The organism is Psychrobacter sp. UBA3962 (genome assembly GCF_002385225.1).
Lineage (GTDB): Bacteria > Pseudomonadota > Gammaproteobacteria > Pseudomonadales > Moraxellaceae > Psychrobacter.
In genome coordinates, this window is the sequence record NZ_DGDC01000011.1 from 17451 (window position 1) to 38164 (window position 20714).

18 protein-coding genes are annotated in these 20714 nt (G+C 45.0%); 8 read left to right on the forward strand and 10 right to left on the reverse strand.

Going from position 1 to position 20714, the window contains the following annotated elements; translation table 11 throughout:
• The first annotated feature begins 88 nt into the window (after positions 1-88).
• Positions 89-805, forward strand: a complete 717-nt coding sequence (coaE, locus tag B3S92_RS03180; protein ID WP_296202672.1) for a dephospho-CoA kinase — start codon at positions 89-91, stop codon at positions 803-805.
• 123 nt (positions 806-928) lie between these two features.
• Here the strand turns inward: coaE and rlmB are convergent, their stop codons facing one another.
• Positions 929-1720 (reverse strand): 23S rRNA (guanosine(2251)-2'-O)-methyltransferase RlmB, encoded by a 792-nt coding sequence (gene rlmB / locus B3S92_RS03185; RefSeq protein ID WP_296202675.1) that lies wholly within the window; start codon positions 1718-1720, stop codon positions 929-931.
• A gap of 328 nt (positions 1721-2048) precedes the next feature.
• On the reverse strand, positions 2049-2381 hold the full coding sequence (locus B3S92_RS03190; RefSeq protein WP_296202676.1) for a pyrimidine/purine nucleoside phosphorylase: 333 nt from the start codon (positions 2379-2381) through the stop codon (positions 2049-2051).
• A gap of 530 nt (positions 2382-2911) precedes the next feature.
• Here B3S92_RS03190 and recN point away from each other — a divergent pair.
• The 6 genes from recN (at position 2912) to xerD (ending at position 8115) form a co-directional block, all read left to right on the forward strand.
• Entirely contained in the window at positions 2912-4672 is a 1761-nt protein-coding gene (gene recN / locus B3S92_RS03195) for a DNA repair protein RecN (protein ID WP_296202678.1), read from the forward strand.
• 163 nt (positions 4673-4835) lie between these two features.
• Complete coding sequence (locus tag B3S92_RS03200) at positions 4836-5399, forward strand: YqgE/AlgH family protein (RefSeq protein WP_296202679.1); 564 nt, start codon at positions 4836-4838, stop codon at positions 5397-5399.
• 136 nt (positions 5400-5535) lie between these two features.
• Positions 5536-6057: a Holliday junction resolvase RuvX gene (gene ruvX, locus B3S92_RS03205; protein WP_296202681.1), complete on the forward strand. Its 522-nt coding sequence runs from the start codon at positions 5536-5538 to the stop codon at positions 6055-6057.
• Between the two features lie 75 nt (positions 6058-6132).
• Entirely contained in the window at positions 6133-6621 is a 489-nt protein-coding gene (locus tag B3S92_RS03210) for a hypothetical protein (protein ID WP_296202683.1), read from the forward strand.
• A gap of 68 nt (positions 6622-6689) precedes the next feature.
• The gene (tusA, locus tag B3S92_RS03215) at positions 6690-6983 is read left to right on the forward strand and encodes a sulfurtransferase TusA (protein WP_077450136.1); all 294 of its coding nucleotides are present in this window, start codon (positions 6690-6692) and stop codon (positions 6981-6983) included.
• A gap of 193 nt (positions 6984-7176) precedes the next feature.
• A complete protein-coding gene (gene xerD, locus B3S92_RS03220; RefSeq protein WP_296202688.1) occupies positions 7177-8115 on the forward strand; it encodes a site-specific tyrosine recombinase XerD in 939 nt (312 codons plus the stop codon).
• Position 8116: 1 nt separating this feature from the next.
• On the opposite strand, the gene B3S92_RS03225 is transcribed toward xerD, so the two are convergent.
• The 8 genes from B3S92_RS03225 to rsmH all read right to left on the reverse strand — a co-directional run bounded on the left by B3S92_RS03225 (position 8117) and on the right by rsmH (position 18728).
• A complete protein-coding gene (locus B3S92_RS03225; protein ID WP_296202691.1) occupies positions 8117-9076 on the reverse strand; it encodes a hypothetical protein in 960 nt (319 codons plus the stop codon).
• Complete coding sequence (locus B3S92_RS03230) at positions 9077-10066, reverse strand: putative RNA methyltransferase (RefSeq protein WP_296202693.1); 990 nt, start codon at positions 10064-10066, stop codon at positions 9077-9079. It lies immediately after the preceding gene.
• A 138-nt stretch (positions 10067-10204) separates the two neighbouring features.
• The gene (gene mraY / locus B3S92_RS03235; RefSeq protein ID WP_296202695.1) at positions 10205-11326 is read right to left on the reverse strand and encodes a phospho-N-acetylmuramoyl-pentapeptide-transferase; all 1122 of its coding nucleotides are present in this window, start codon (positions 11324-11326) and stop codon (positions 10205-10207) included.
• A gap of 338 nt (positions 11327-11664) precedes the next feature.
• Entirely contained in the window at positions 11665-13164 is a 1500-nt protein-coding gene (locus B3S92_RS03240) for a UDP-N-acetylmuramoyl-tripeptide--D-alanyl-D-alanine ligase (protein WP_296202697.1), read from the reverse strand.
• 71 nt (positions 13165-13235) lie between these two features.
• A complete protein-coding gene (locus tag B3S92_RS03245) occupies positions 13236-14957 on the reverse strand; it encodes a UDP-N-acetylmuramoyl-L-alanyl-D-glutamate--2,6-diaminopimelate ligase (RefSeq protein WP_296202700.1) in 1722 nt (573 codons plus the stop codon).
• Positions 14958-15015: 58 nt separating this feature from the next.
• A complete protein-coding gene (locus tag B3S92_RS03250) occupies positions 15016-16953 on the reverse strand; it encodes a peptidoglycan D,D-transpeptidase FtsI family protein (RefSeq protein ID WP_414706987.1) in 1938 nt (645 codons plus the stop codon).
• Between the two features lie 169 nt (positions 16954-17122).
• On the reverse strand, positions 17123-17575 hold the full coding sequence (gene ftsL / locus B3S92_RS03255; RefSeq protein WP_077450228.1) for a cell division protein FtsL: 453 nt from the start codon (positions 17573-17575) through the stop codon (positions 17123-17125).
• A gap of 106 nt (positions 17576-17681) precedes the next feature.
• On the reverse strand, positions 17682-18728 hold the full coding sequence (rsmH, locus tag B3S92_RS03260) for a 16S rRNA (cytosine(1402)-N(4))-methyltransferase RsmH (RefSeq protein ID WP_077450227.1): 1047 nt from the start codon (positions 18726-18728) through the stop codon (positions 17682-17684).
• 452 nt (positions 18729-19180) lie between these two features.
• Here rsmH and gltX point away from each other — a divergent pair, with 452 nt between their 5' ends.
• A complete protein-coding gene (gene gltX, locus B3S92_RS03265; protein ID WP_077450226.1) occupies positions 19181-20698 on the forward strand; it encodes a glutamate--tRNA ligase in 1518 nt (505 codons plus the stop codon).
• Positions 20699-20714: the final 16 nt, after the last annotated feature.

The following is a 20714-nucleotide window of genomic DNA, read 5'->3' on the forward strand; positions in this document are numbered from 1 at the left end:
CAACACCCAATATGGGCGTAGGAGTTTCGGCTAGCCACTCTTACCTTCCCCGTTTAATCTTCTAGAGCACGTGTTTTAAGGTATTGATATGACATACGACAATCACATCCACTCACCGTCACACCCTGATAGCCAACAAGATGAGCATGAGATTGACCCGCCACAAAAGTTCCAAACTTTTTATGTAGACACCCCGATTATCGGCTTAACTGGGGGTATTGGTAGTGGTAAGACCGCTGTATCAGATTGGTTCGCGGCAAAAGGGATAGATGTAGTGGATGCAGATGTGGTGGGGCATCAGATCATGAAAAAAGGCAGTCCCGCGTTACAAAAGCTGGTCGAAGCCTTTGGAGACTGGGTGCTAGATGAAGCTGGGGAAATGGATCGCCGCGCTGTCCGAGATCATGTTTTTGAAAATGACAAAGCCTTATTGACCTTAGAATCGATTACCCATCCTGCCATTCGTCAAGAAATTAAAAATCAGCTCAGTAAAGTGAAGTCTGCCTATGCTATTTTATCAGCCCCTTTACTGTTTGAAAGCTATGAAGCCGGACTGGTGTCCTTGTGTGACAGAGTCTTAGTGGTAGATGCCAGTGAGGAGACCCAGTTAAAACGTGCTAGTAGCCGTGACACTCAAAGTGTCGAAAAAATTAAAGCGATTATGGCCAATCAGCTGTCCCGTAAAGCCAGAGTTGAACAGGCCGATGATGTGGTGTGTAATAATGGTGATTTAGCCCAACTACATGAGCAACTTGAACCGTTACACGAGAACTATTTAGCGTTTAGAAAACTGCCGCGCTACTGATAAATAAGAGCCAAAAAAGAGTCCATAAAAAAAAGAGCGATTGATTATCACTCTTTTTTTGACTCTTTAAAATAAGTTAGTTAAAGCCAGTTATCTGAAACTGCTTATCTTCTTTTATCTAATCTAGGCCTGCTGACGCTGACGGCTCACCTCATACAATACCATGCCTGTGGCCACGCTCACATTCAGGCTCTGTAATGAGCCATGTTTATTGCCAGTCATAGGAATATAAACCAGCTCATCACAGCGCTCTGTGGTCAAACGGCGCATACCTTCACCCTCTGACCCCATAATAATCGCTACTTTGCCTTTTAAGTCCACCTCAGGTAAGGCTTTGGCCGTTTCATCTAATGCCGTGCCATAAACAAACACCCCTGCTTGCTTTAAGTTTTCAATACAGCGGGCCAAGTTAGTGACCGCAATCACTGGCATAATTTCCATCGCCCCAACCGAGACCTTGGCTACTGTGGGCGTAAGGCTCGCTGAATGATGCTTAGGACAGATAACCGCATCTACCCCCATAGCCGCCGCTGTACGCAGACAAGCGCCTAAGTTATGCGCATCGGTAATTTGATCCAGCACCAAAAATAAAGCATCGTCTGATTTTGCAATAGTTGCAATCTCGCCTTCATCCGCCATCGCTAGCGGACGGGCATTAAGTACCACACCCTGATGTTGGGGGCTGCCACATAGAGCCGTTAGTTTGTCTCGGTTGGCTTGTTGAATACTGACCCCCATTTGTTCAGCAAGCTGTAAAATTTCTTCAAAAGTAGAGTCAATCTCATCTGATCCATGTTGACTCCCCTCTTTAGCACTGCGACCTTGTTGCACAAATAGCGCCATGGCATCGGTAGGACGATGAGTCAATAAAGCATGGATAGCATGAATTCCATAAAAATGAACTGGCTTTGCCATAAAATAACCTTTTAGCTGTTTTTATATCAGTGAAGTTTTTAGATAACTGAAGTATGGGTATACGTGAAATTATAGATAAATAAGAGGAATAGAGCTGCGTTTAGTTTACTACGCTTAAGTTTACTTTGCAGTGAATATGAAGATGGTGCCATTGAGATGAGCCAATACTTATAGCTAACCCTAAGACACAAAAGCACCCAAAGTATACACTGTGGGTGCTGTAAATATCATAAGAAAATTTAACCAAAATCTGAACTGACTAACCCAGTTAAGCTTTTTGTTACTGGCAATTATCGAATAGATTTAACCGCTCTGATCTATCTTTTGGTTAGCCTTCAAGATGACAGATATACTGTACGATTTGATCAGTACGCAGAGTAAAACTGCTGTCTCCTGCCACCACAAAAGCTTGGCCAGCACGATAATAGGTAAAATCGTCTTCACCGGTAATCTTCACTTCACATTCACCACTGGTGATTTGCATTCTTTCTGAAGTGTGAGTAGCAAACTCATATTCACGGACGTGCTCGTCACAAGGTAAGATAACACCAAGCATTTTTTTGCTGCCATCTTCAAATAATACGGTATGGCTACTACACCTGCCATCATAAGAGGTGGTGGCATTTTTTACGACAGAAACCTGGTCATAAGTCGTCGTCATGATGACTTCCTCAATCTTAGTCTACTTAATAATAGTCATGGGCTAGAATTCAGTTAACGCTAAACTTACAGCCCTGCTTTTGGATGCTACTTTTTTGTTATTCAATGCTACCACAATATTACTAGAATGATTGTGACAGGGGAGATGTTTTTTTAGATACCAGCTATTCCAAATCTTCAATAGCCTTTGATATAAGCCTTTTAGCATTATATCAGTGACTTACTTTTTAATTCACATACTTTTTAAGCACTCAGAGAATTGATTTCTGTGACAAAAATAAATCACTTTATAATCAAGGGTTATCACTTTAGTTTTCTATAATAATGCTTGTATTAATATTAAAATGGCTTTATATATTCAGCTAAACTTTGATTACTATGCCATTTTATAGCGGTTATCAACTAAAAAATTTATCGCAACACCCCTATTGTCTTATTTGCTTTTAGGCGGTCATAGCGATAGGATACTGATACTATTTTTGTCCGTTTTTTAGTGTTTTTTTCTAATAAACACCCCTACTGAGATTGCTGATGCTAACTTCTCTGACCCTGCAAAATTTCGCCTTAATTAACCATCATGAGCTGTCATTTTACGACGGTTTCAACGTCATTACTGGAGAGACCGGTGCCGGTAAATCGTTACTGCTAGATGCCTTGTCCTTATGTATAGGCGGGCGTGCCGATACCAGTATGGTTCGTCATGGTAAGGATCATGCAGATATCTATGCTCAGTTTGAATTTGCTGTAGAGGCTAGTGGTGTATCTTCTCACAATGCCAACACCGCGGTAGCAGTACGCCAATGGTTCGAAAGTCATGACCGAGAGTTCGACGGTGAAGTATTAATTCGTCGCCAATTAAGCAGTAATGGCCGCTCCAAAGCTTGGCTTAACGGCGCTCCTGTTAGTTTAACTGAGCTAAAAGAATTAGGCTCGATGCTGGTCAATATTCACAGCCAGCACGCTCAACAAGCCTTATTAAAGCCCTCCTTCGTGATAGAGTGGCTAGACAGCATTGCCGGTCTACAACCCTTGGCAAATCAGACTGAGCAGGCTTATAGAACTTATCAGAAGCTTAAACGCCAAGCTGAAGAAATCGCTGCCAAAGAAGCGCATCGTAATGACCGCATCGAGTTACTAAACAGCCAATTAGCAGACATCTCTCCTTTACTGGCCGTTGATTACGAGCAAATTGAGGCCGAACATGACGAGCTGTCAAACTTAGAAGCGTTAATGCTCGAGGCCAGTCATGCCGTTCAGCTGTTAGACAATGATTCAGACGATCCAGATACAATGGATTTGCTCGGTAAGGCCATTCGCCTTTGTGAAAATCAATCTGAGGTGAGTGCCACCTTCAGTCAAGCCAGTGAGTCTTTATATTTAGCCCAGCAGCATGTCAGTGAAGCAGTAGGTTTGCTTGCAGATTATGCCGAACAGCAGCTACCCGACCCTGAGCGTCTTGAAGAGCTCAATACTTTAATCAGCTTAGGGCATCGCCTGTCGCGTAAACATGGCTTGCCTGCCATTAACTTAGTCGAAGAAGCACAAGTTTGGCAAGAGGAGCTGGATAATCTAGTGAATCAGCCCACCTCTGAAGTGTTGGAAGCTCAAATTAACGAGGCTTGGCAGCACTTTACTGCTTTAGCCACTGAGCTTGGAGAAGCACGTCAACAAGTGGCGCCCAGTATCAGTGAAAAGTTAGTGACTCAGCTACAGCCTCTGGCCTTACCAAACGCTCGCTGTGAGTTTGTATTTACCGAAAAAGCCGCTGAAAATTATAACGCCCAAGGCAAGCATGACATTGAGCTGATGTTCAGTGCCAACGTTGGTATGCCGATGCAACCTTTGTACAAAATTGCTTCCGGCGGTGAGTTGTCCCGTATGGCGCTGGTGATGCAAGTGCTATTGGCCACACACAATCAGCCCTCTAACCAGAATGAGTCTACTGACACAGACGTAGCCATTGACCTGTCGGAGCCCATGCTAGTATTTGATGAAGTGGATGTTGGCATTAGTGGCGGCACAGCACAAGTCGTGGGTGAATTGCTACGCCAACTAGGGGCACATCGCCAATTATTGGCGATCACCCACCAAGCTCAAGTAGCGGCTCAAGCGCATCAGCACATTTTAGTGCAAAAGCATCATGATACCGATGAAGGTCAAACCACTAGCCAAATCAATGTTATTGAAGACGAGGCTCAGGTTGATGAGTTAGCCCGTATGTCTGGCGGAGTAAATATCACTGAGGTGACTCGAGAGCATGCCCGCAGTCTACTTGCGGATGTCAATAAATAGCTGACTTTCGGTAGCACTTGCTGCTTAAAATCATATTGACTGCTAACTCGGTGACCACTAAGGTAGAGGGGCCACCTATAGTAAGCGTTGCTTTAATTGTGCCGTGCCCCCATGTTAATAGTTCTCTTATCCCCCTTTATTTACTAGTAAGTTTGCCAAACCTATGACCCTTGATAATTTGACCCATCATTTCCTAATAGCTTCTCCCAATATGCCAGATGAGCGCTTTACGCAGACGCTGGTCTATATCTGTCGTCACGACAAACATGGCGTTTTGGGATTGGTTGTCAATCGTCCTATCTTAGAGGCACGCGTGGGTCAGCTGCTTGAAAACTTAGACATTGACGTTAGTGACAAGTCTGTCATGCAGGATTTGGCCTTAGATGGTGGTCCCGTTTATCCCGAGGTGGGGTTTGTGCTTCACACCGGTCAACCCACGTGGGCCTCCTCTTTCGCCATTTCTGAGAATGTGTGCATTACCACCAGTAAGGACATCTTAGAAAGAATTGCCGCCGGAGAAGGCGTGGGTCATTATCACTTGTGTCTAGGTCATGCCAGCTGGTTTAAAGGGCAATTAGAAAAAGAAATCAATCAAGGCGATTGGTTGGTTAGCCCGGGTGACCTGTCTTTGTTGTTTGAGATACCTTTTGAAGAGCGCTGGCGCCATGCCGCTCAGAAAATTGGGGTGGATTTGGATTTTTTAAGTGATGATATAGGTCATGCCTAGTATTGTGTTGTCTGTGACAGGGTTACAAGCTCCCTTTTTATTAGCCCTCTCTCTAAGCAAGTCTGCCCGCTAATTAAGTTGAGGTCATTTAATCCTCACTAGTAATAAATTTGCCGATTAAGCGATAATTGTATCTATGCCAAATAATGAGAATTTAAACTCTGAAGCAGTTAATATTGAAGTTGTCCGCCCTGAGCAAACCGTACTTTTAGGCCTAGATTATGGCGTTAAGAAAATGGGCATGGCTTTGGGCAATACCGTTACCCAAGACGCGCGCCCCTTCGATATCCTAGCAATGAATAACGGTCAGCCCGCTGATTGGGACAATCTACTGGGCATAATCGATACCTGGAAAATTGGCCGGGTGGTGGTAGGTCTGCCGCTAAATATGGATGGCAGCAGCTCGATGATTGCCAAACGGGCACACAAGTTTGCTCGCCGTTTGGCGCACCGCCTGATGGAACAGCGCATTCATGTTCCGGTACAATTATTTGATGAACGTCTGACCTCAGTAGAAGCACGTGAGATGGCCTGGGAGCTTGGCCTAATAAAAAATGAACGGGACCCCATTGATGATATTTCTGCTTGCCTATTATTACAAAGCTATTTGGCCAATCCTGATCATGCTGAAGACATTGCCACTTATAAAGCAGACTAAGTATTTTACAACCAACACACTAAGACCAAACCGCTAGCCCTTTTTTATTGCTCAATAACCTATAAGCCTAAAGCCATGAGTACAGAGACTGAAAACCGCCCTAACCCTTCAACTACCGCTTCTTCCAAGGGAAGTATTGCTGGGTTTCCGGCCGCGGCCATTAAGCTATTACGCGATGCGCAAAAGATAAACAAACTGTCTATTTTGGTTATTGTTTTGGCCATCTTTGCCTTTGTGGTATTTGGTACCTTAGCCAGCCTAAAGATGTTCCATGCTAGCGGCCAAATGTATTGGTTATTTCACTACCTACCTTATATTTTAGTGGGCTTAACCATCCCTTTTACCCTGTACCAAGCCTTTTTGGTTTACCGCTATCGTTTGAGTCAGCCCTCGATGCTAGTAACCAGTGTCGGTGGCGCAAGTTTGCTGCTCATTATTTGTCTGTTATTTTCACTTTCAGACTGGTTATGGCTAGCGATGGCGGCTTGGATTGGCGTAGCGTACTGGTTCCAGGCCACCTTTAAGCGCTTTTTTAACTTTATTGAAGACAGACAAGGGAATTAGATTACGTCCCTATTGCCCCTATTTAACCTTATACTTATAGACCATACACCTATAAAGAGTTACCCATTATGAGCACTGCTGATACCACTCCAGAACACCCTATCGAGCATCACCTAGATACCCAAGGCCTGATTTGCCCAGAGCCGGTGATGTTATTACACCGTACCGTTCGTAAAGCAGAAGGCGGTGACTATATTGAGATTCTGGCTACTGACCCTGCCACCACTCGTGACATTCCCAATTTCTGTCGTCACCTAGGTCATACCTTAATTTCACAGTCAGAAGCAGACAATCCTGCTGGTGACCCTGAGATACATACCGATAAGCTTTATCGTTATGTGGTACAAAAAAAGCAAGGCTAGTTTATTCGGCACAATAAGATCCTAACTCGCTATAAAAAAAAGAGGTCATCTTATTAATTTGACCTCTTTTTCATAGCCTAGATTCTATGGCGATAGCGTGTGCCATAACTGTGGCTGGCTTTTATGCTATATTCTATGGCCAAGCTGTTGTTACTTTTATACTTTTATCCATTGAGTGTTTTGAGAGTCCCCCATGAGTCGTGATCGCGCCGTACAACCCAGACAACCTAAAGCCCTCGCTGTGGATGACGAGCCAGCCTATATCACTGAGTTTCGTCAGGCAATGCTAGCACGCGGTTTGTCTACTCGGACTCGTAATGCTTATGTGCGTGACTTAAAGCACTGCGAAACCACCAATACCAAGGCGCTGACTTTATGGGAAGATACCGATGTCATGCAGTGCCTGACAGCGCTTAATAAGCAAGGCAAAACCCCTCGCACCCAAGCAAGAATGCTCTCTAGCCTTCGTCAGTTCTACTTGTGGATGGTGGGTAATGAGCGCCGTGAAGATAATCCTTGTGAGCGTATTAAAACACCTAAGATTGGTCGCTCCTTGCCCAAAGACTTGTCTGAAAGCGATGTGGAAAACTTACTATCAGCACCGGATACCAGTACGGCTCTGGGGCTACGCGATAAAGCGATGCTAGAGGTGCTTTACGCTTGCGGCTTACGGGTCAGTGAGCTGATGAATTTATCGCTTGAACAGGTCAACTTGAACGCAGGTTGGCTACAAATCACTGGTAAGGGTAATAAAACCCGACTGGTACCGTTGGGAGAATATGCCAGTGAAGCTTTGGATGATTACCTAAGCCATGCCCGTGGTGAGCTAGTGGCGCACTTAAAGTCAGGCAACTGCCAAGCGGTATTTCTAACCACTCAAGGCGGTTACATGACCCGTCAAAACTTTTGGTATATGCTAAAAAAATACGCCAAACAAGCCGGTATTGAAAGTGACTTATCACCGCACACCCTACGCCACGCTTTTGCTACCCATTTGCTGAATCACGGGGCTGACTTACGTAGTGTGCAGCTACTATTAGGTCATAGTGACTTATCTACCACTCAGATTTATACCCATGTTGCCACTGCTCGTTTGCAACAGCTTCATGAGGCTCATCATCCTAGAGGTTAATTTAATCACCTAACCATGTTTTTAGTATTTGAAACTGCTTTGAGTTATCAACTTTAAAGCTATAACCCCTAGCCCATTCTAAAACCTCAATATTGCCAAAAATATGATGCAATAATTCTTCTGCATTATCGGGTTTACCTTCTAAATATATATTTAAGTACTTTTCACGCACTAAAATAGCTACTTTATCAAAACCATCGATGTTTCTTCGGAATCCAACGAATCGTCTTCTAGAAGGGTCCCCTTCTTTTGTCTCTAAACAGTATTGCAGTGCTTCCGCGGCAAAAGGATACGCCAGCTTAGGTAGCACGTCATCCCAGGTTATTAAGGATTTATCACTCTTTAAAGCTTTTAAACCTCGTTTCTCATAGACATCTTCCAGCTCCTTGAGAGGTAATCTTTGCTCAAAGTTTACGAAGGTATCATCTTCTAATTTGTAAAGAGAAACAGAAAATGCCGTAATATCCAACCCATACTGATTCGCTAACCAATCTGCTGTAATAATAACCTCAGGATCATAACGCTCGGAAATTAGAATAATTTTAACGGTATTACTTAGCGGGTTATTGTTTATCAAATCCACTAATTCTTCTGAGTCAGAAACAGTAGAGTGCTGAATTTGACTGATTAACTTTTCTCTATCCCATGTAGCTACCATTGCCGCATAGCTCAGTGACTGCAAAAGCTGTAGCTTATCCTTGTCACGCTTCAGCTCGATAACAATGATGGAGCTGTCATCACTATCAAAAGCGAGTAAGTCGATAGAGTTTTGTACAGAGTGATGAGGCGTTATCTCCTGCCCGACCAAATAAGCATCAGGAATGTTCAAACTGTGTTTAATTTGCTCCCACGACCTAACTATTGCAGATTGAAAGTCATAACGCTCTAGTATATGTTCTTGCTTAAAATTACCTTGCGTTAAACGTTCAAACCTCTTGTTTTGTACATCAAACTTAAGCACTTAAGCCTCTCCTTTTTGCTTAACCAACTCATAAACCACAAAGCGAGCGGTAGTCTCAAACGGCTGACGCTCAGCAGAAGCCAATAAGGCCTCACGCTTCTCAGCACGAGCACGATAAGAGTACGGGGTCATGGTCAATAAATCCGCTAAAGATTGTCTATCAAGCACCAAATCTGCCGATATCTTATGCGTTGCCACCTCCTTAAAGTAAGGGGCTAGCTCCTCCAAAAACTTATCGGAATCGTGCGGACGCACCTCATCAAACAATGCCTCACGCATACTTTGTAAATGCCCAGAATCCGGCTTGGCAATAAGCAGTCGCCCTCCTGACTTTAAAACTCGCGCAAACTCTTCCGGCAATATCGGGCTAAAAATCGTGCTAATAGCATCTAGACTATTATCAACAAGCGGTAAATGTGAAGCGCTGGCCACCATAGGATAAATAGCGGTGGCTTTGGTATTCGATTTATCTTCTTTAACCTGATACCAAAGTTGTTGGTTCTGTTTGGCCACTCTTGCTGTGGTAGCGACTGCCGGCTTGCTGATATCCAAAGCGATTAAACAAGGATTATTAATCTCTGCTATCGCTAGAGCCTCAGCAATAGCACTGGTGTAATAGCCCTCCCCGCAGCCCACATCGAGCCAAGCCTGGGTATTTAATGGAGAGTGAAATGACTCTACTGATTGCTCTGAATTTTGGTTAACCAAACGGGCAATCAGCTGTTGCAGGGGCTGATAAAAATCTTGGCTTAAAAAACGATGGCGGGCATCGATAGACTGTTGGCTATCACCAGGATCTTTTGACTTTTTGTTTTGTACTGGCAATAAGTTGACATAGCCTTGGCGTGCTACATCAAAGGGATGACGCGTTCCCTTAGCGTTTAGACTGCCATCACACAGCCAGGTCTTGGCATCTGGCAACAATGGTGATTGGCAGTAGGGACATAACAATTTTGGTGCTTGAATATTGATTTGCTCAGAGCTTGACATTGGTAAATCCTGTAACTGGCTATAATGAATTACTAGCAAATAAATAACTAAAACCTAAATCTGGTAAACGTAAAAAGGGTGCCTAAAGACACCCTTTTATCATAATTTTCGCTGAGTTGCTGTAATGCCGATTCGCTATTAACGTAATTTTAAAGTCATCAAGCCCAGTACCACAAGCAAAATAGCAATAATCCAAAAGCGCACCACAACTTGGGTTTCTTTCCAGCCCAGCTCTTCAAAATGGTGATGCAGTGGTGCCATCAATAACACCCGCTTTCCACGTAGCTTAAACGACCCTACTTGTAAGATCACCGATACCGCTTCAGCCACAAACAGACCGCCCATAATAGCAAAGGCAATCTCTTGACGGGTCATTACCGCGATGGTACCCAACATCGCACCTAGCGCCAAGGCACCGACATCACCCATAAATACTTGTGCTGGGTGAGCGTTATACCACAAGAAACCCAAGCCTGCGCCAATCATGGCCGCACAAACAATGGTTACTTCAGAGTTATAAGCAATGTAGGGCACATGCAAATATTCAGAAAAACGTACGTCGCCTGATACATAGGCAAACACCCCTAGACCTGCTGCGACGAAGACCACCGGCAAGATGGCTAGACCGTCTAAGCCATCGGTCAGGTTCACGGCGTTAGAGGAACCATTAATCACAAAGTAGGTAAAGATAATAAACGCTAAGCCAAAAGGAACGGCGGAGAAAGGAATGACCCAGTTTTTAAATAGTGGGATTAATAAGTCTACCATGGCTTTGGTTTGCATAGGGTCAGGCTGCTGGCTAGCAATATAATATAACGAGCTACCCACGAATAAAGCGCCCACAGACAACCAAAAATACTTCTTACGGGCAATCAGTCCTTTTGGATTTTTGTACTTAATTTTTAGCCAGTCATCTGCCCAGCCCACAGCACCAAAGATAACCATAACTACCATTAAGATCCAGACATAAGGGTTGGTCAAGTCAGCCCAACACAAAGTTGAAAAACCAATGGAAGTCAAAATAAGCACCCCACCCATGGTCGGAGTACCTGTTTTTGCTAAGTGAGTTTTTGGGCCATCATCACGGACTGCTTGGTCATATTTGACACTGCGCAGATAAGCTATGGTACGAGGGCCGAGCAGGATACTAAAAGCGAGGGAGGTTATGACAGTGAGCAGTGCCCTTAGAGTGAGTGATGATACCGCCGAAAACGGTGAGTAGAATTGACTCAACCAACTGTCAAATAACCAATATAACACCGCCTACTCCTCATGAACTTTCTGAAAATTTATTTAAAAATATTAAATAGCAATAAAAATAAAATAGCCTAGCCACAGCTCACACTGTGACGGCTACTATGAATTCTTTTTAAGCCCAAAATAAGCTTAGCGGGTCGAATTATCGCAAAAATGACAGCTAAAAACAGGATTAATGCAAATTTTCACCAAAAACGCACATTGCAGAAGTCATTTAAACCATTTCGCTCAAAATAATAAGCTACCTTAACCGCCCTAAAAAGCTGTATGGCTTACCTTAAAATCATCCGACCTAAAAATTGCTCTGTAAATTGCCCGCTTCAAAAATGCCTGGCTTAGATTTAGCCTTCAGCACTTAGCAAGTCGTCAATTAAAGTCTCCATCGTGGTACTACGTGATCCTTTAAATAACAAAGTACAGGGCTGCTGCTGTTCATTATGCTCCGCTAAAACAGCTTGCAGTTTGGGTAACAGCTCTGCCTTAGTGTCAAAGTCATACGCCTGCTGCATACCCTGACTCTTCGCCCCTACTACCGTGTCTTTGGCAAATTCGCCAGCGCACAGCAGCAAATCTACTGACTTCTTGGCAATAGCCTGACCCAATTTATTATGCTCGTCACGCGACGCTTCACCCAACTCACCAATGTCACCCAGCACTAAGATTTTATAGCCTGCCTGAGCCGCCAACACATCAGCCGCAGCACGCATAGAGTTGGGGTTGGCATTGTAAGTGTCATCAATAATTTGATGTATACCTAAGGTTTGTCTTCCCAAGCGGCCTTTGCTCGAGGTGGCTTGATTCAAGCCTGAGGCAATAACCTCAGGAGCAATACCTGCCGCGTAAGCACAAGCAGCCGCTGCTAAGGCATTACTCACATTATGTCCGCCAGACATTGGCAGCGTAACTTCCACCTCTGCTGCTTCTTTACCAAAATGTAGCTTGAAGCGGCTTTGTAGCGCCGTGGTTTCAACTTCAGTCGCATAAACTTCGGGTAGTTTAGCGCCCTCAAGCTGCTGCCAACCAAAATGACTCACCTTTGAGGTATATTTTTTGGCAGCATTCGTTAACTGCTGGGTATAGTCATCATTGAAAGGGACAACTGCGGTGCTTGCTTCGGTTAGTGGCTGATAAATCTCAGCTTTGGTCTTGGCAATATTGTCACGGCCGCCGAACTCGCCCAAATGCGCAGTGCCAATATTTAGGATACAAGCCACATCTGGCTTAACCATTGCGGCAGTATAAGCGATCTCGCCCACATGGTTGGCGCCCAGCTCAAGCACTGCATAACGGTGCTGCTGCTCTAATTCAAGCAACATCATCGGCACCCCAAAGTCGTTATTTAGATTACCGCGGGTAACTAGAGTTGTGCTTTGTTCAGCTGAGTGAGCCCCTTCTACTTGGGTAAAGATATGACGCAGCATTTCTTTCACTGTGGTCTTACCACTTGAGCCAGTAAGGGCAATCACTTTTAGGTTGGGATTCTGTTGACGACGATAGGCTGCAATTTGACCAAAAGCCAAACGGGTGTCTTCTACTTGTAATTGGGGTACGCCTAAATCCGCGACAGGCTGACTGACAATGGCGGCAACAGCGCCCTTATCTACTGCGGCCTCAACGAAACTGTGCCCATCAAACTTTTCACCAACAATGGCCAAGTAGATGTCACCCGCTTCAATTTTTCGGGTATCAGTAATGATGCGTGTAGCAGTAAGAGACTCATTATCTGTAGTCTCTAACCCAATCCACTGACCTTTAAGCTGGGCGGTTGCCGCTTTGAGATGCTCAGCTGTCCAAATAAATAATCCGCTGCTTTGGGCTGTCTCTACTGTTGGTTGGCTCATCGGTTGGGTCTCATCTGAATGTAGGATTATAAAAATAAAAAAATAAGGGAGGATTATCAGCTAGGGCTTTTTTAAGCTTTATTCTGACTCGCCTCAATCAAGGCTTGCTGTAATACCAAGCGATCATCAAAGTCGTAGCGCACGCCTTTAATCTCTTGGTATGTCTCATGACCTTTACCCGCAATGACCACGATATCGTCTGCGGCAGCCTGCTCAACCGCATATTGAATGGCTTGTTTGCGATCGGCGATAACTGTGGTCTTGGCATGTTGCTGCTCAGTCATGCCCTGCTGCATGTCCTGCAAAATCATTTCTGGATCTTCACTGCGTGGATTATCAGCCGTGAGCACCACTTTATCGGCCATAGCCAAGCCGGCCTGTGCCATAAGCGGACGCTTGCCCTTGTCTCGATCGCCACCACAGCCGAAGATGGCCCATAGACTCCCGCTACAATGCGATTTTAAACTGGTTAACACCTGAGTCAGCGCATCAGGGGTATGCGCATAATCGACAATAAACACCCCTTGCTCAGGCTGTGAACCTTGCTCATCTAAAGCCACGCGTTGCATACGGCCACTGGCGCCGTGTAATTGACCAACCAACGCTGGCACCGTCTCAAGCTCTATACCCAATGCCATAGCTCCAGCTACAGCGGCCAATAGGTTGGCCACATTAAAGCGTCCTAACAGTGGGCTATGCAGAGTTAACGGGCCAAAACTGGTCTCTATCTCAATTTTCACCCCTTCTAAACTAGGCTCAATCGCTTTAGCAACGAAATAGGCCTCACTGGCCATACTGCTGTTTTCCAAAAAATCAGCTTGTAAGCTATATAGCCACACCTTAACACCAGAGTTTTTTGCGGTTTCTATCATCAATGGCGCAAATTCATCATCGGCATTGATGACTGCGTGAGTTAATTGCGGGAAATAGGCTTTATCAAATAGACGCGCTTTAGCTCGGGCATAGTCTTGCATATCTGGGTGGTAATCCAGATGATCACGACTTAGGTTGCTATAAACTGCAACGGTGACGGGCACCCCTTGTAAACGCTGCTGATCCAGTCCATGAGAGCTGGCTTCTAGGGCCAACACGTCCACTTTTTCATCGTGCATTTGACGCAAGAAGCTCTGCACCGCTAACGCATCGCCTGTGGTATGACTGGCTTGAACCAAGCTGTCTAGGCGACCATTACCAGCTGTCCCCATTACCGCGCTATTTTGTAATTGAGATAGGTTAGAGAATTGACACAGCTGTGCAATTAACTGGCTAATGGTGGTCTTACCATTGGTGCCGGTCACCGCAATGACTTGGGGTAGTAAAGACAGCATGTCATCAGCAGAGTTTATAGTAGATAAGGAGTTGGTAGGCAACAGGCTAATCTGAATCAGGCTACCTAGAATGTCACGTAAATTGGCAATATAAAGCACAGGACAAGCATAGTCTACGTTTTGTGCATTATATCCCAATGCTTCAGGCTCAATCTCAGTTAAAATAAAAGCGGCTTGCTTGGAAGCTGCTTTGGCGTACTGTTGGCTCTTTTCGATAGGCTGGGTATGACTTTTTAACAACACAAAAGCGGCAGGTGCAGTCGACTCTGCCTCATTTGCATTTGCCAGTTGACGACTGTCCAACACAAACCTCGAAAACTTTGAATCAAGCCCTTGCGGCTGAGACAATAGCTGCTGTAAGGTTTGCGTCTGCTGCGGTAAAATTTTTACTGCCACTTCAGCAACTTGGCGTAAGGTTAATACTGAAGCCTCACTGTCTATGGCTGTTGTTTGGTTCGCTGTCATCCTATTGGCCTTCTTCGGTTGTATTCAACTTTGTACTCAGCTAAGTATTGCTTGGCTACTATTCAGCTTTTAATGGTTTATCGAGTGGCACGTTATATAGACGTAAAGCTTCTTGCATCACACTCTTGAATACCGGCGCAGCCACAACCCCTGCATAATAAGTCTTACGTGGGTCTTCTACTAAGATAACCGTTGCCAAACGTGGGTTTGATGCCGGCGCGATACCTGCAAAGACCGTACGGTACTGATCAGTATAGTAGCCGCCTTTAGGGTTAACACGGCGTGAAGTCCCGGTTTTACCAGCAATGCGATAGCCATCAATGGCTGCAGCCGTTGCGGTACCTCCGGGCTGAGTAACGGTCTCCATCATCTTCACCACAGACATCGCATGCTTCTCATCCAGCACTCGTTTGCCGACAGGCTTCTGCTCTTGCTTCTCTAAAGTGAGCGGATGCAACACACCCCCTGAGCCTAAGGCAGCGTAGGCTTGTGCAATCTGTGCTAAAGTCACCTGCAAGCCATAACCATAACTTACCGTGGCTCGGCGAGAGGTTTCAATCTCTTTGGGCGTCGGAATAATACCGGCTTGCTCCCCTGGGAAATTCAGCGCGGTCTTTTTGCCAAACCCAAACTCTTTTTGCACATTGGTAATACCATCTGGTGGTAAAGATAAAGCAATCTTAGTCGAGGCCACGTTACTTGATTTTTGAATCAAGGTAGACATGTTGATCGAGCCTAAGTTATTGTGATCTCGAATGGTATAACCTCGGACTCTAATCGATCCGGGGCTGGTATTAATTAACGAGTTTTCAGTATATTTCCCAGACTGTAAGGCCGCAGCCACAGTAAAGGGCTTCATTACTGACCCAGGCTCAAAGACGTCTAAGACTGCTCGGTTACGTTGGTTGTTACCCGTCATTTCATTTAAATTGTTGTTATTAAACGAAGGCCAAGTAGACAGTGCTAACACCTCACCGGTGTGTACATCGACCACTATCCCTGTCGACCAGCGGGCTTCTTGCACTCGGCCAACATGCTCAAGCTCTTTGTATAATAAATACTGCAGTCTTGAATCAATAGATAGGGTAACGTCCTCTCCAGGCACCACCGGCTTGATTTGCTCAAGCTCTTCAATGCTGTTTTGATAACGGTCTTTTAATACCCGAACCTTGCCGTCCTCTCCCGCCAGCTTCGCCTCAAACTGACGCTCAATACCGGCACGGCCTTCATAACCACTGTTCGGATCGCTGGCATTATGCCCCATAAACCCTAGCAACTGCGCATTAGGCTGAGGCTGTGGGTAATAGCGGCGAAACTCTTGTTTTTCATACACGCCTGGGAAGTTGAGCACCATAACCGCGTCGGCAATCTCTGGCGTCACTTTGTTCAATAACGGTAAATAATGCGAGCCTGAACCTTTGGGCAGGACTGCTTTTACCGCTTCATCGTTACTAACATCTACCGTATGATCAAGAGCCACAGCTTGCTGCAAACGATCAACAGATACCCCCGACACGCTAGCGAGCTGAGCCAAATCCATCTCTTTTAATTTTTGTAGCAATCTTTGCTGTGCTTCTGGGTTATCGGCGTTTCTTTTAATGCGTTTTTGGATATCGTAATACCACTGCGCATAGTCGTAAGGACTAAACGACACACTAGACAACGGCGCACTCACCGCCAAAGGTTGATGGTTACGATCGGTAATCATACCGCGATAAGAGTGCTGAGTACGCTCACTGGTAATGATTTGATTACCTATTTCGATGAACTTTTCGGCATTAAACACCTGCAGATAAAACGCACGAAGTACCAAGAGCGCTAAGATACCAATAGCCGCCCACCAAACAAGCTTAAACCGTATTAAGTCACTTTCTGCGCCGCCGCGATTTGAAGCCCCCACCGTTGCTGGCTTAAATATCTTGCCGCCACGGTGTTTGACACTGGTATAAGCGCCGCTGCTTTCCTTTGGTTTTTTCCAGAATTTCAGCTTAGCCATGCCCTCTGGATCACTGCCCCCTTTTGCTTTACCTGACTTTGCAGCAGAGGCTTTTTTGGGCTTCACCAAAGGCTCGGTGACTTTACCGTGCATGGGCTTATTACTAGCGCTATTTTTGCTAGCATTGGTCTTTTGAGTGTTGGGTTTTTTTCTGGGGGTAGAAGGCTTCTTAGTCATGTTCGCCTCCTTGCTGCTGGATGGTCAATTCTGCTTCGTCAGATTCAGTCGGTTGTTCAATATTTAGTCTATCACCAGGCTTGGCGGCCATGGGCTGCAATATCAGTTTGTCTTTGGTTGAGGGAGAATACATGCCTAGCTGAGTCACCGCACGGCTGGCAATTTGCGGCGTGGCGCTAAAGGTCTGTTGTTCGATAACCAAGCGCTGATTCTCAATTTGTAAATTACGATGTTCAACTTTCATTTTTTGCAAAGCCATATAGTCTTCATGGTACTGTTGCACCTGTTCTGCGGTCAATATAGCCGTCCAGATAATGCCTATTGCGAGCAAAATCATGACAGCACCGTAGACGCTAACACCACGATAACGCTTGGTTAAAAACTCACTGATCTCCAGCGAGTTTCTATCTATTTGGTTCGAGCTTTGGGATTTGTTATTTGCCATATGGTGACTGATGTTATGACCGGAGCGGTCTTTAAGGGTAAAAAAGGACTCAATTATAGAGTGGCTTTATTTATCAGGACTAAATTGTGTTACTTATTTTTTCAAGCTAACTATGAAGCTCGTCAGGGTCGGTATTATATGGGGTATCGGTACGCGTTGCCACTCTTAACCAAGCACTTCTAGAGCGATTATTGACACTGACTTCTGCCTTGCTCGGAGCGATACGAATGGGCTTACTAAAATAGCGAGGGCGCACTGGCGGCATAGGCAGATTTTCATCTTCTGGGTACTGCCCACGGCTGTGACGCTGTAAAAACTGCTTGATACGGCGGTCTTCTAAAGAATGAAAGCTAATCACTGCCAAGTGCCCACCGGGTGCCAGTAGCGACAGGCTTTGCTGTAAGAAGTTATCAATATCTCCAAGCTCATTATTAATAAAAATACGCATCGCTTGAAAGCTTTGAGTCGCTGGATGCTTGCCTTTTTGCCACTTGGGGTGGGCTTGCTTAATTACTTCTGCCAACTCTAAGGTTGAAGTATAGCTGTCCATTTGTTTAATCGCTCGGGCAATACGGCGACTGTGGCGCTCTTCACCGAAGTCAAATAGCACATTGGCCAGATCTTCTTCCTCAACCGTTTGCAGCCACTCTCCTACCGACTGACCGCGGCTGGTGTCCATGCGCATATCAATCGCTCCATCGCGCATAAAACTAAAGCCACGACTGCCATCATCCAACTGCGGAGAAGAGACTCCTAAATCCGCCATAATGCCATTAACTTGCAAAACCCCATGCTGATGTAAGCAGTGGGTTATATTGGCAAAACTATCATGCACAACTGTCACACGATTGTCACTTTTTGCTATTTCTTCTGCCACCGCGATGGCTTCAGGGTCTTTATCGAAGACAAATAGCTGACCATCATCACTTAATGACTCAAGAAGCAGCTTACTGTGCCCGCCTCGACCAAAAGTAGCATCAACAAATATGCCGGAAACCTTGTCTTGTGACCCAGTGACTTTTTTACTCTGTTTTTTGGTGGGCGTTTTACCTAAAACAGCATCGACCGTCTCGTACAATAGCACGGTTTCGTGGCTAAAATCGGATTTTGCTAAAGGGGTGGTCTGTGTAGCTGAGGATTGAGCATCGGTCACAATAAATAGGCTCCCTTAATGGAGTAAGCAATATGGAGTAAAAAATACAATAAGCAGTGATAAAAATAATGGCTAGCCCTAAAAGCCATCCAAACAAAATCTGTAAATACAGTAGCTATTAATACATCAGTAGCTGTTAATACCTAAGTTTAAATAGCCTCGACCTCATTATCGCAAGTCACACCTGCTTGTCAAGGTAGCCACACCAACAAAGCGCTATTATATGCTTTTTTTGTTATCTAGCTTTGTTTTGACAAAAATTTTGACAGTTTTTTTTGGGATTTAAAAACTTTGTTGGCCCTCTATCTGTGTTTTATGAGCTGTAGCCCAAACCTGTTATAATGTCTTTTAAATTATCATTGCCTTTTAATTCTTATTATTATCCCTTTTATTGTAATTACTATCGATTTTTTCGCCCATTTTTAATATAAACAGATTATAAGAGAAACCTTATGACACAGACTACTGAAAATCGTCCTGTTCGTACCCGTATTGCCCCTTCTCCAACGGGCTTTCCACACGTGGGTACTGCCTATATCGCTCTATTCAACTTAGCCTTTGCTAAAGCCAACGGCGGTGAATTTATCTTGCGTATCGAAGACACTGACCAGAGCCGCTCTACTGAACAGTCTGAAAAAATGATTTTGGATGCCCTGCGCTGGGTCGGTCTTGATTGGGCAGAAGGTCCTGATGTGGGCGGTCCACATGCCCCTTACCGTCAAAGTGAGCGTAGCGACATTTATAAAAAGCACGCCCAAGAATTATTGGACAAAGGCCATGCATTCCGCTGTTTCGCTACCAGCGAGGAACTGGATGAGATGCGTAAAGAGCAAATCGCACGTGGCGAGAACCCTCATTATGACGGCCGTTATGCCAATTTATCTCGCGAGGAATCTGACAAATTAGCCGCTGAAGGCAAGCCTTTCGTTATCCGTATGAAAGTGCCTACCGAAGGCGTGTGTAAGGTTCAAGACATGCTACGCGGTGAGGTCGAGATTCCTTGGGAACAAGTGGACATGCAAGTGCTGCTAAAAACCGATGGCCTGCCAACCTACCATTTGGCCAACGTGGTGGATGATCACTTAATGCAAATCACTCACGTGATTCGTGGTGAAGAGTGGTTAAACTCGGCGCCTAAGCATCAGTTATTATACGAATACTTTGGTTGGGAAATGCCAGTACTGTGCCATATGCCGCTGCTGCGTAACCCAGACAAATCGAAGCTGTCTAAGCGTAAAAACCCAACCTCTATCACCTATTATCGTGATGCCGGCGTGTTGCCTGAAGCGTTATTGAACTATTTAGGGCGTATGGGCTACTCGATGCCAAATGAAGAAGAGCAGTTCACACTAGATGAGATGATTGAAAGCTTTGATATCACTCGTGTGTCATTAGGCGGGCCTATCTTCGATATCGAAAAATTGCACTGGTTAAACGCTGAGTATTTACGTCAATTATCGCCAGAGCAGCTAAAAGAAAGAATTTTAGCTTGGGCTAATGACTCAGATAAACTGACTGCCATTGCAGCGGCCATTCAGCCTCGTATTCATCTATTATCAGACGCGGTAAACTGGGGCGGATTTTATTTCCAAAACTTACCGGATATTAAAGCTGAGGACTTCGAGCATAAGTCACTAAGCGCTGAGCAAATCGTGGAAATCTTACAAATCGCCACTTGGAAGCTAGAAACACTTCCAGAGTGGACCGAAGACAACATCTTTAAGACCCTAAAAGGCTTAAGCGCAGCCATGGACATCAAACTGCGTGACATGATGGCCCCCTTCTTTGTGGCTATTGCCGGTAGCACCTCCTCTACGCCTGTGATGAACTCTATGTACATCATCGGTGCTGATATGACCATGGCTCGCCTGCGTCATGCGGTAGAAGTATTGGGCGGACTGGGTAAGAAGAAGCTGAAGAAAATTGAGAAAACCGCTGCCGATATGCCAGACTTTTTGGCTGCTGAATAGCTAATTAATAGGCATA

Excerpts from the sequence above, each read along its gene's own strand:
- rlmB (WP_296202675.1), bottom strand. The coding sequence starts at position 1,720 with ATGGCAAAGCCAGTTCATTTTTATGGAATTCATGCTATCCATGCTTTA.
- B3S92_RS03200 (WP_296202679.1), top strand. The coding sequence starts at position 4,836 with ATGACCCTTGATAATTTGACCCATCATTTCCTAATAGCTTCTCCCAAT.
- gltX (WP_077450226.1), top strand. The coding sequence starts at position 19,181 with ATGACACAGACTACTGAAAATCGTCCTGTTCGTACCCGTATTGCCCCT.
- B3S92_RS03190 (WP_296202676.1), bottom strand. The coding sequence starts at position 2,381 with ATGACGACGACTTATGACCAGGTTTCTGTCGTAAAAAATGCCACCACC.
- B3S92_RS03245 (WP_296202700.1), bottom strand. The coding sequence starts at position 14,957 with ATGACAGCGAACCAAACAACAGCCATAGACAGTGAGGCTTCAGTATTA.
- tusA (WP_077450136.1), top strand. The coding sequence starts at position 6,690 with ATGAGCACTGCTGATACCACTCCAGAACACCCTATCGAGCATCACCTA.
- B3S92_RS03240 (WP_296202697.1), bottom strand. The coding sequence starts at position 13,164 with ATGAGCCAACCAACAGTAGAGACAGCCCAAAGCAGCGGATTATTTATT.
- coaE (WP_296202672.1), top strand. The coding sequence starts at position 89 with ATGACATACGACAATCACATCCACTCACCGTCACACCCTGATAGCCAA.
- recN (WP_296202678.1), top strand. The coding sequence starts at position 2,912 with ATGCTAACTTCTCTGACCCTGCAAAATTTCGCCTTAATTAACCATCAT.
- xerD (WP_296202688.1), top strand. The coding sequence starts at position 7,177 with ATGAGTCGTGATCGCGCCGTACAACCCAGACAACCTAAAGCCCTCGCT.
- B3S92_RS03250 (WP_414706987.1), bottom strand. The coding sequence starts at position 16,953 with ATGGCTAAGCTGAAATTCTGGAAAAAACCAAAGGAAAGCAGCGGCGCT.
- B3S92_RS03230 (WP_296202693.1), bottom strand. The coding sequence starts at position 10,066 with ATGTCAAGCTCTGAGCAAATCAATATTCAAGCACCAAAATTGTTATGT.
- B3S92_RS03210 (WP_296202683.1), top strand. The coding sequence starts at position 6,133 with ATGAGTACAGAGACTGAAAACCGCCCTAACCCTTCAACTACCGCTTCT.
- ruvX (WP_296202681.1), top strand. The coding sequence starts at position 5,536 with ATGCCAAATAATGAGAATTTAAACTCTGAAGCAGTTAATATTGAAGTT.
- ftsL (WP_077450228.1), bottom strand. The coding sequence starts at position 17,575 with ATGGCAAATAACAAATCCCAAAGCTCGAACCAAATAGATAGAAACTCG.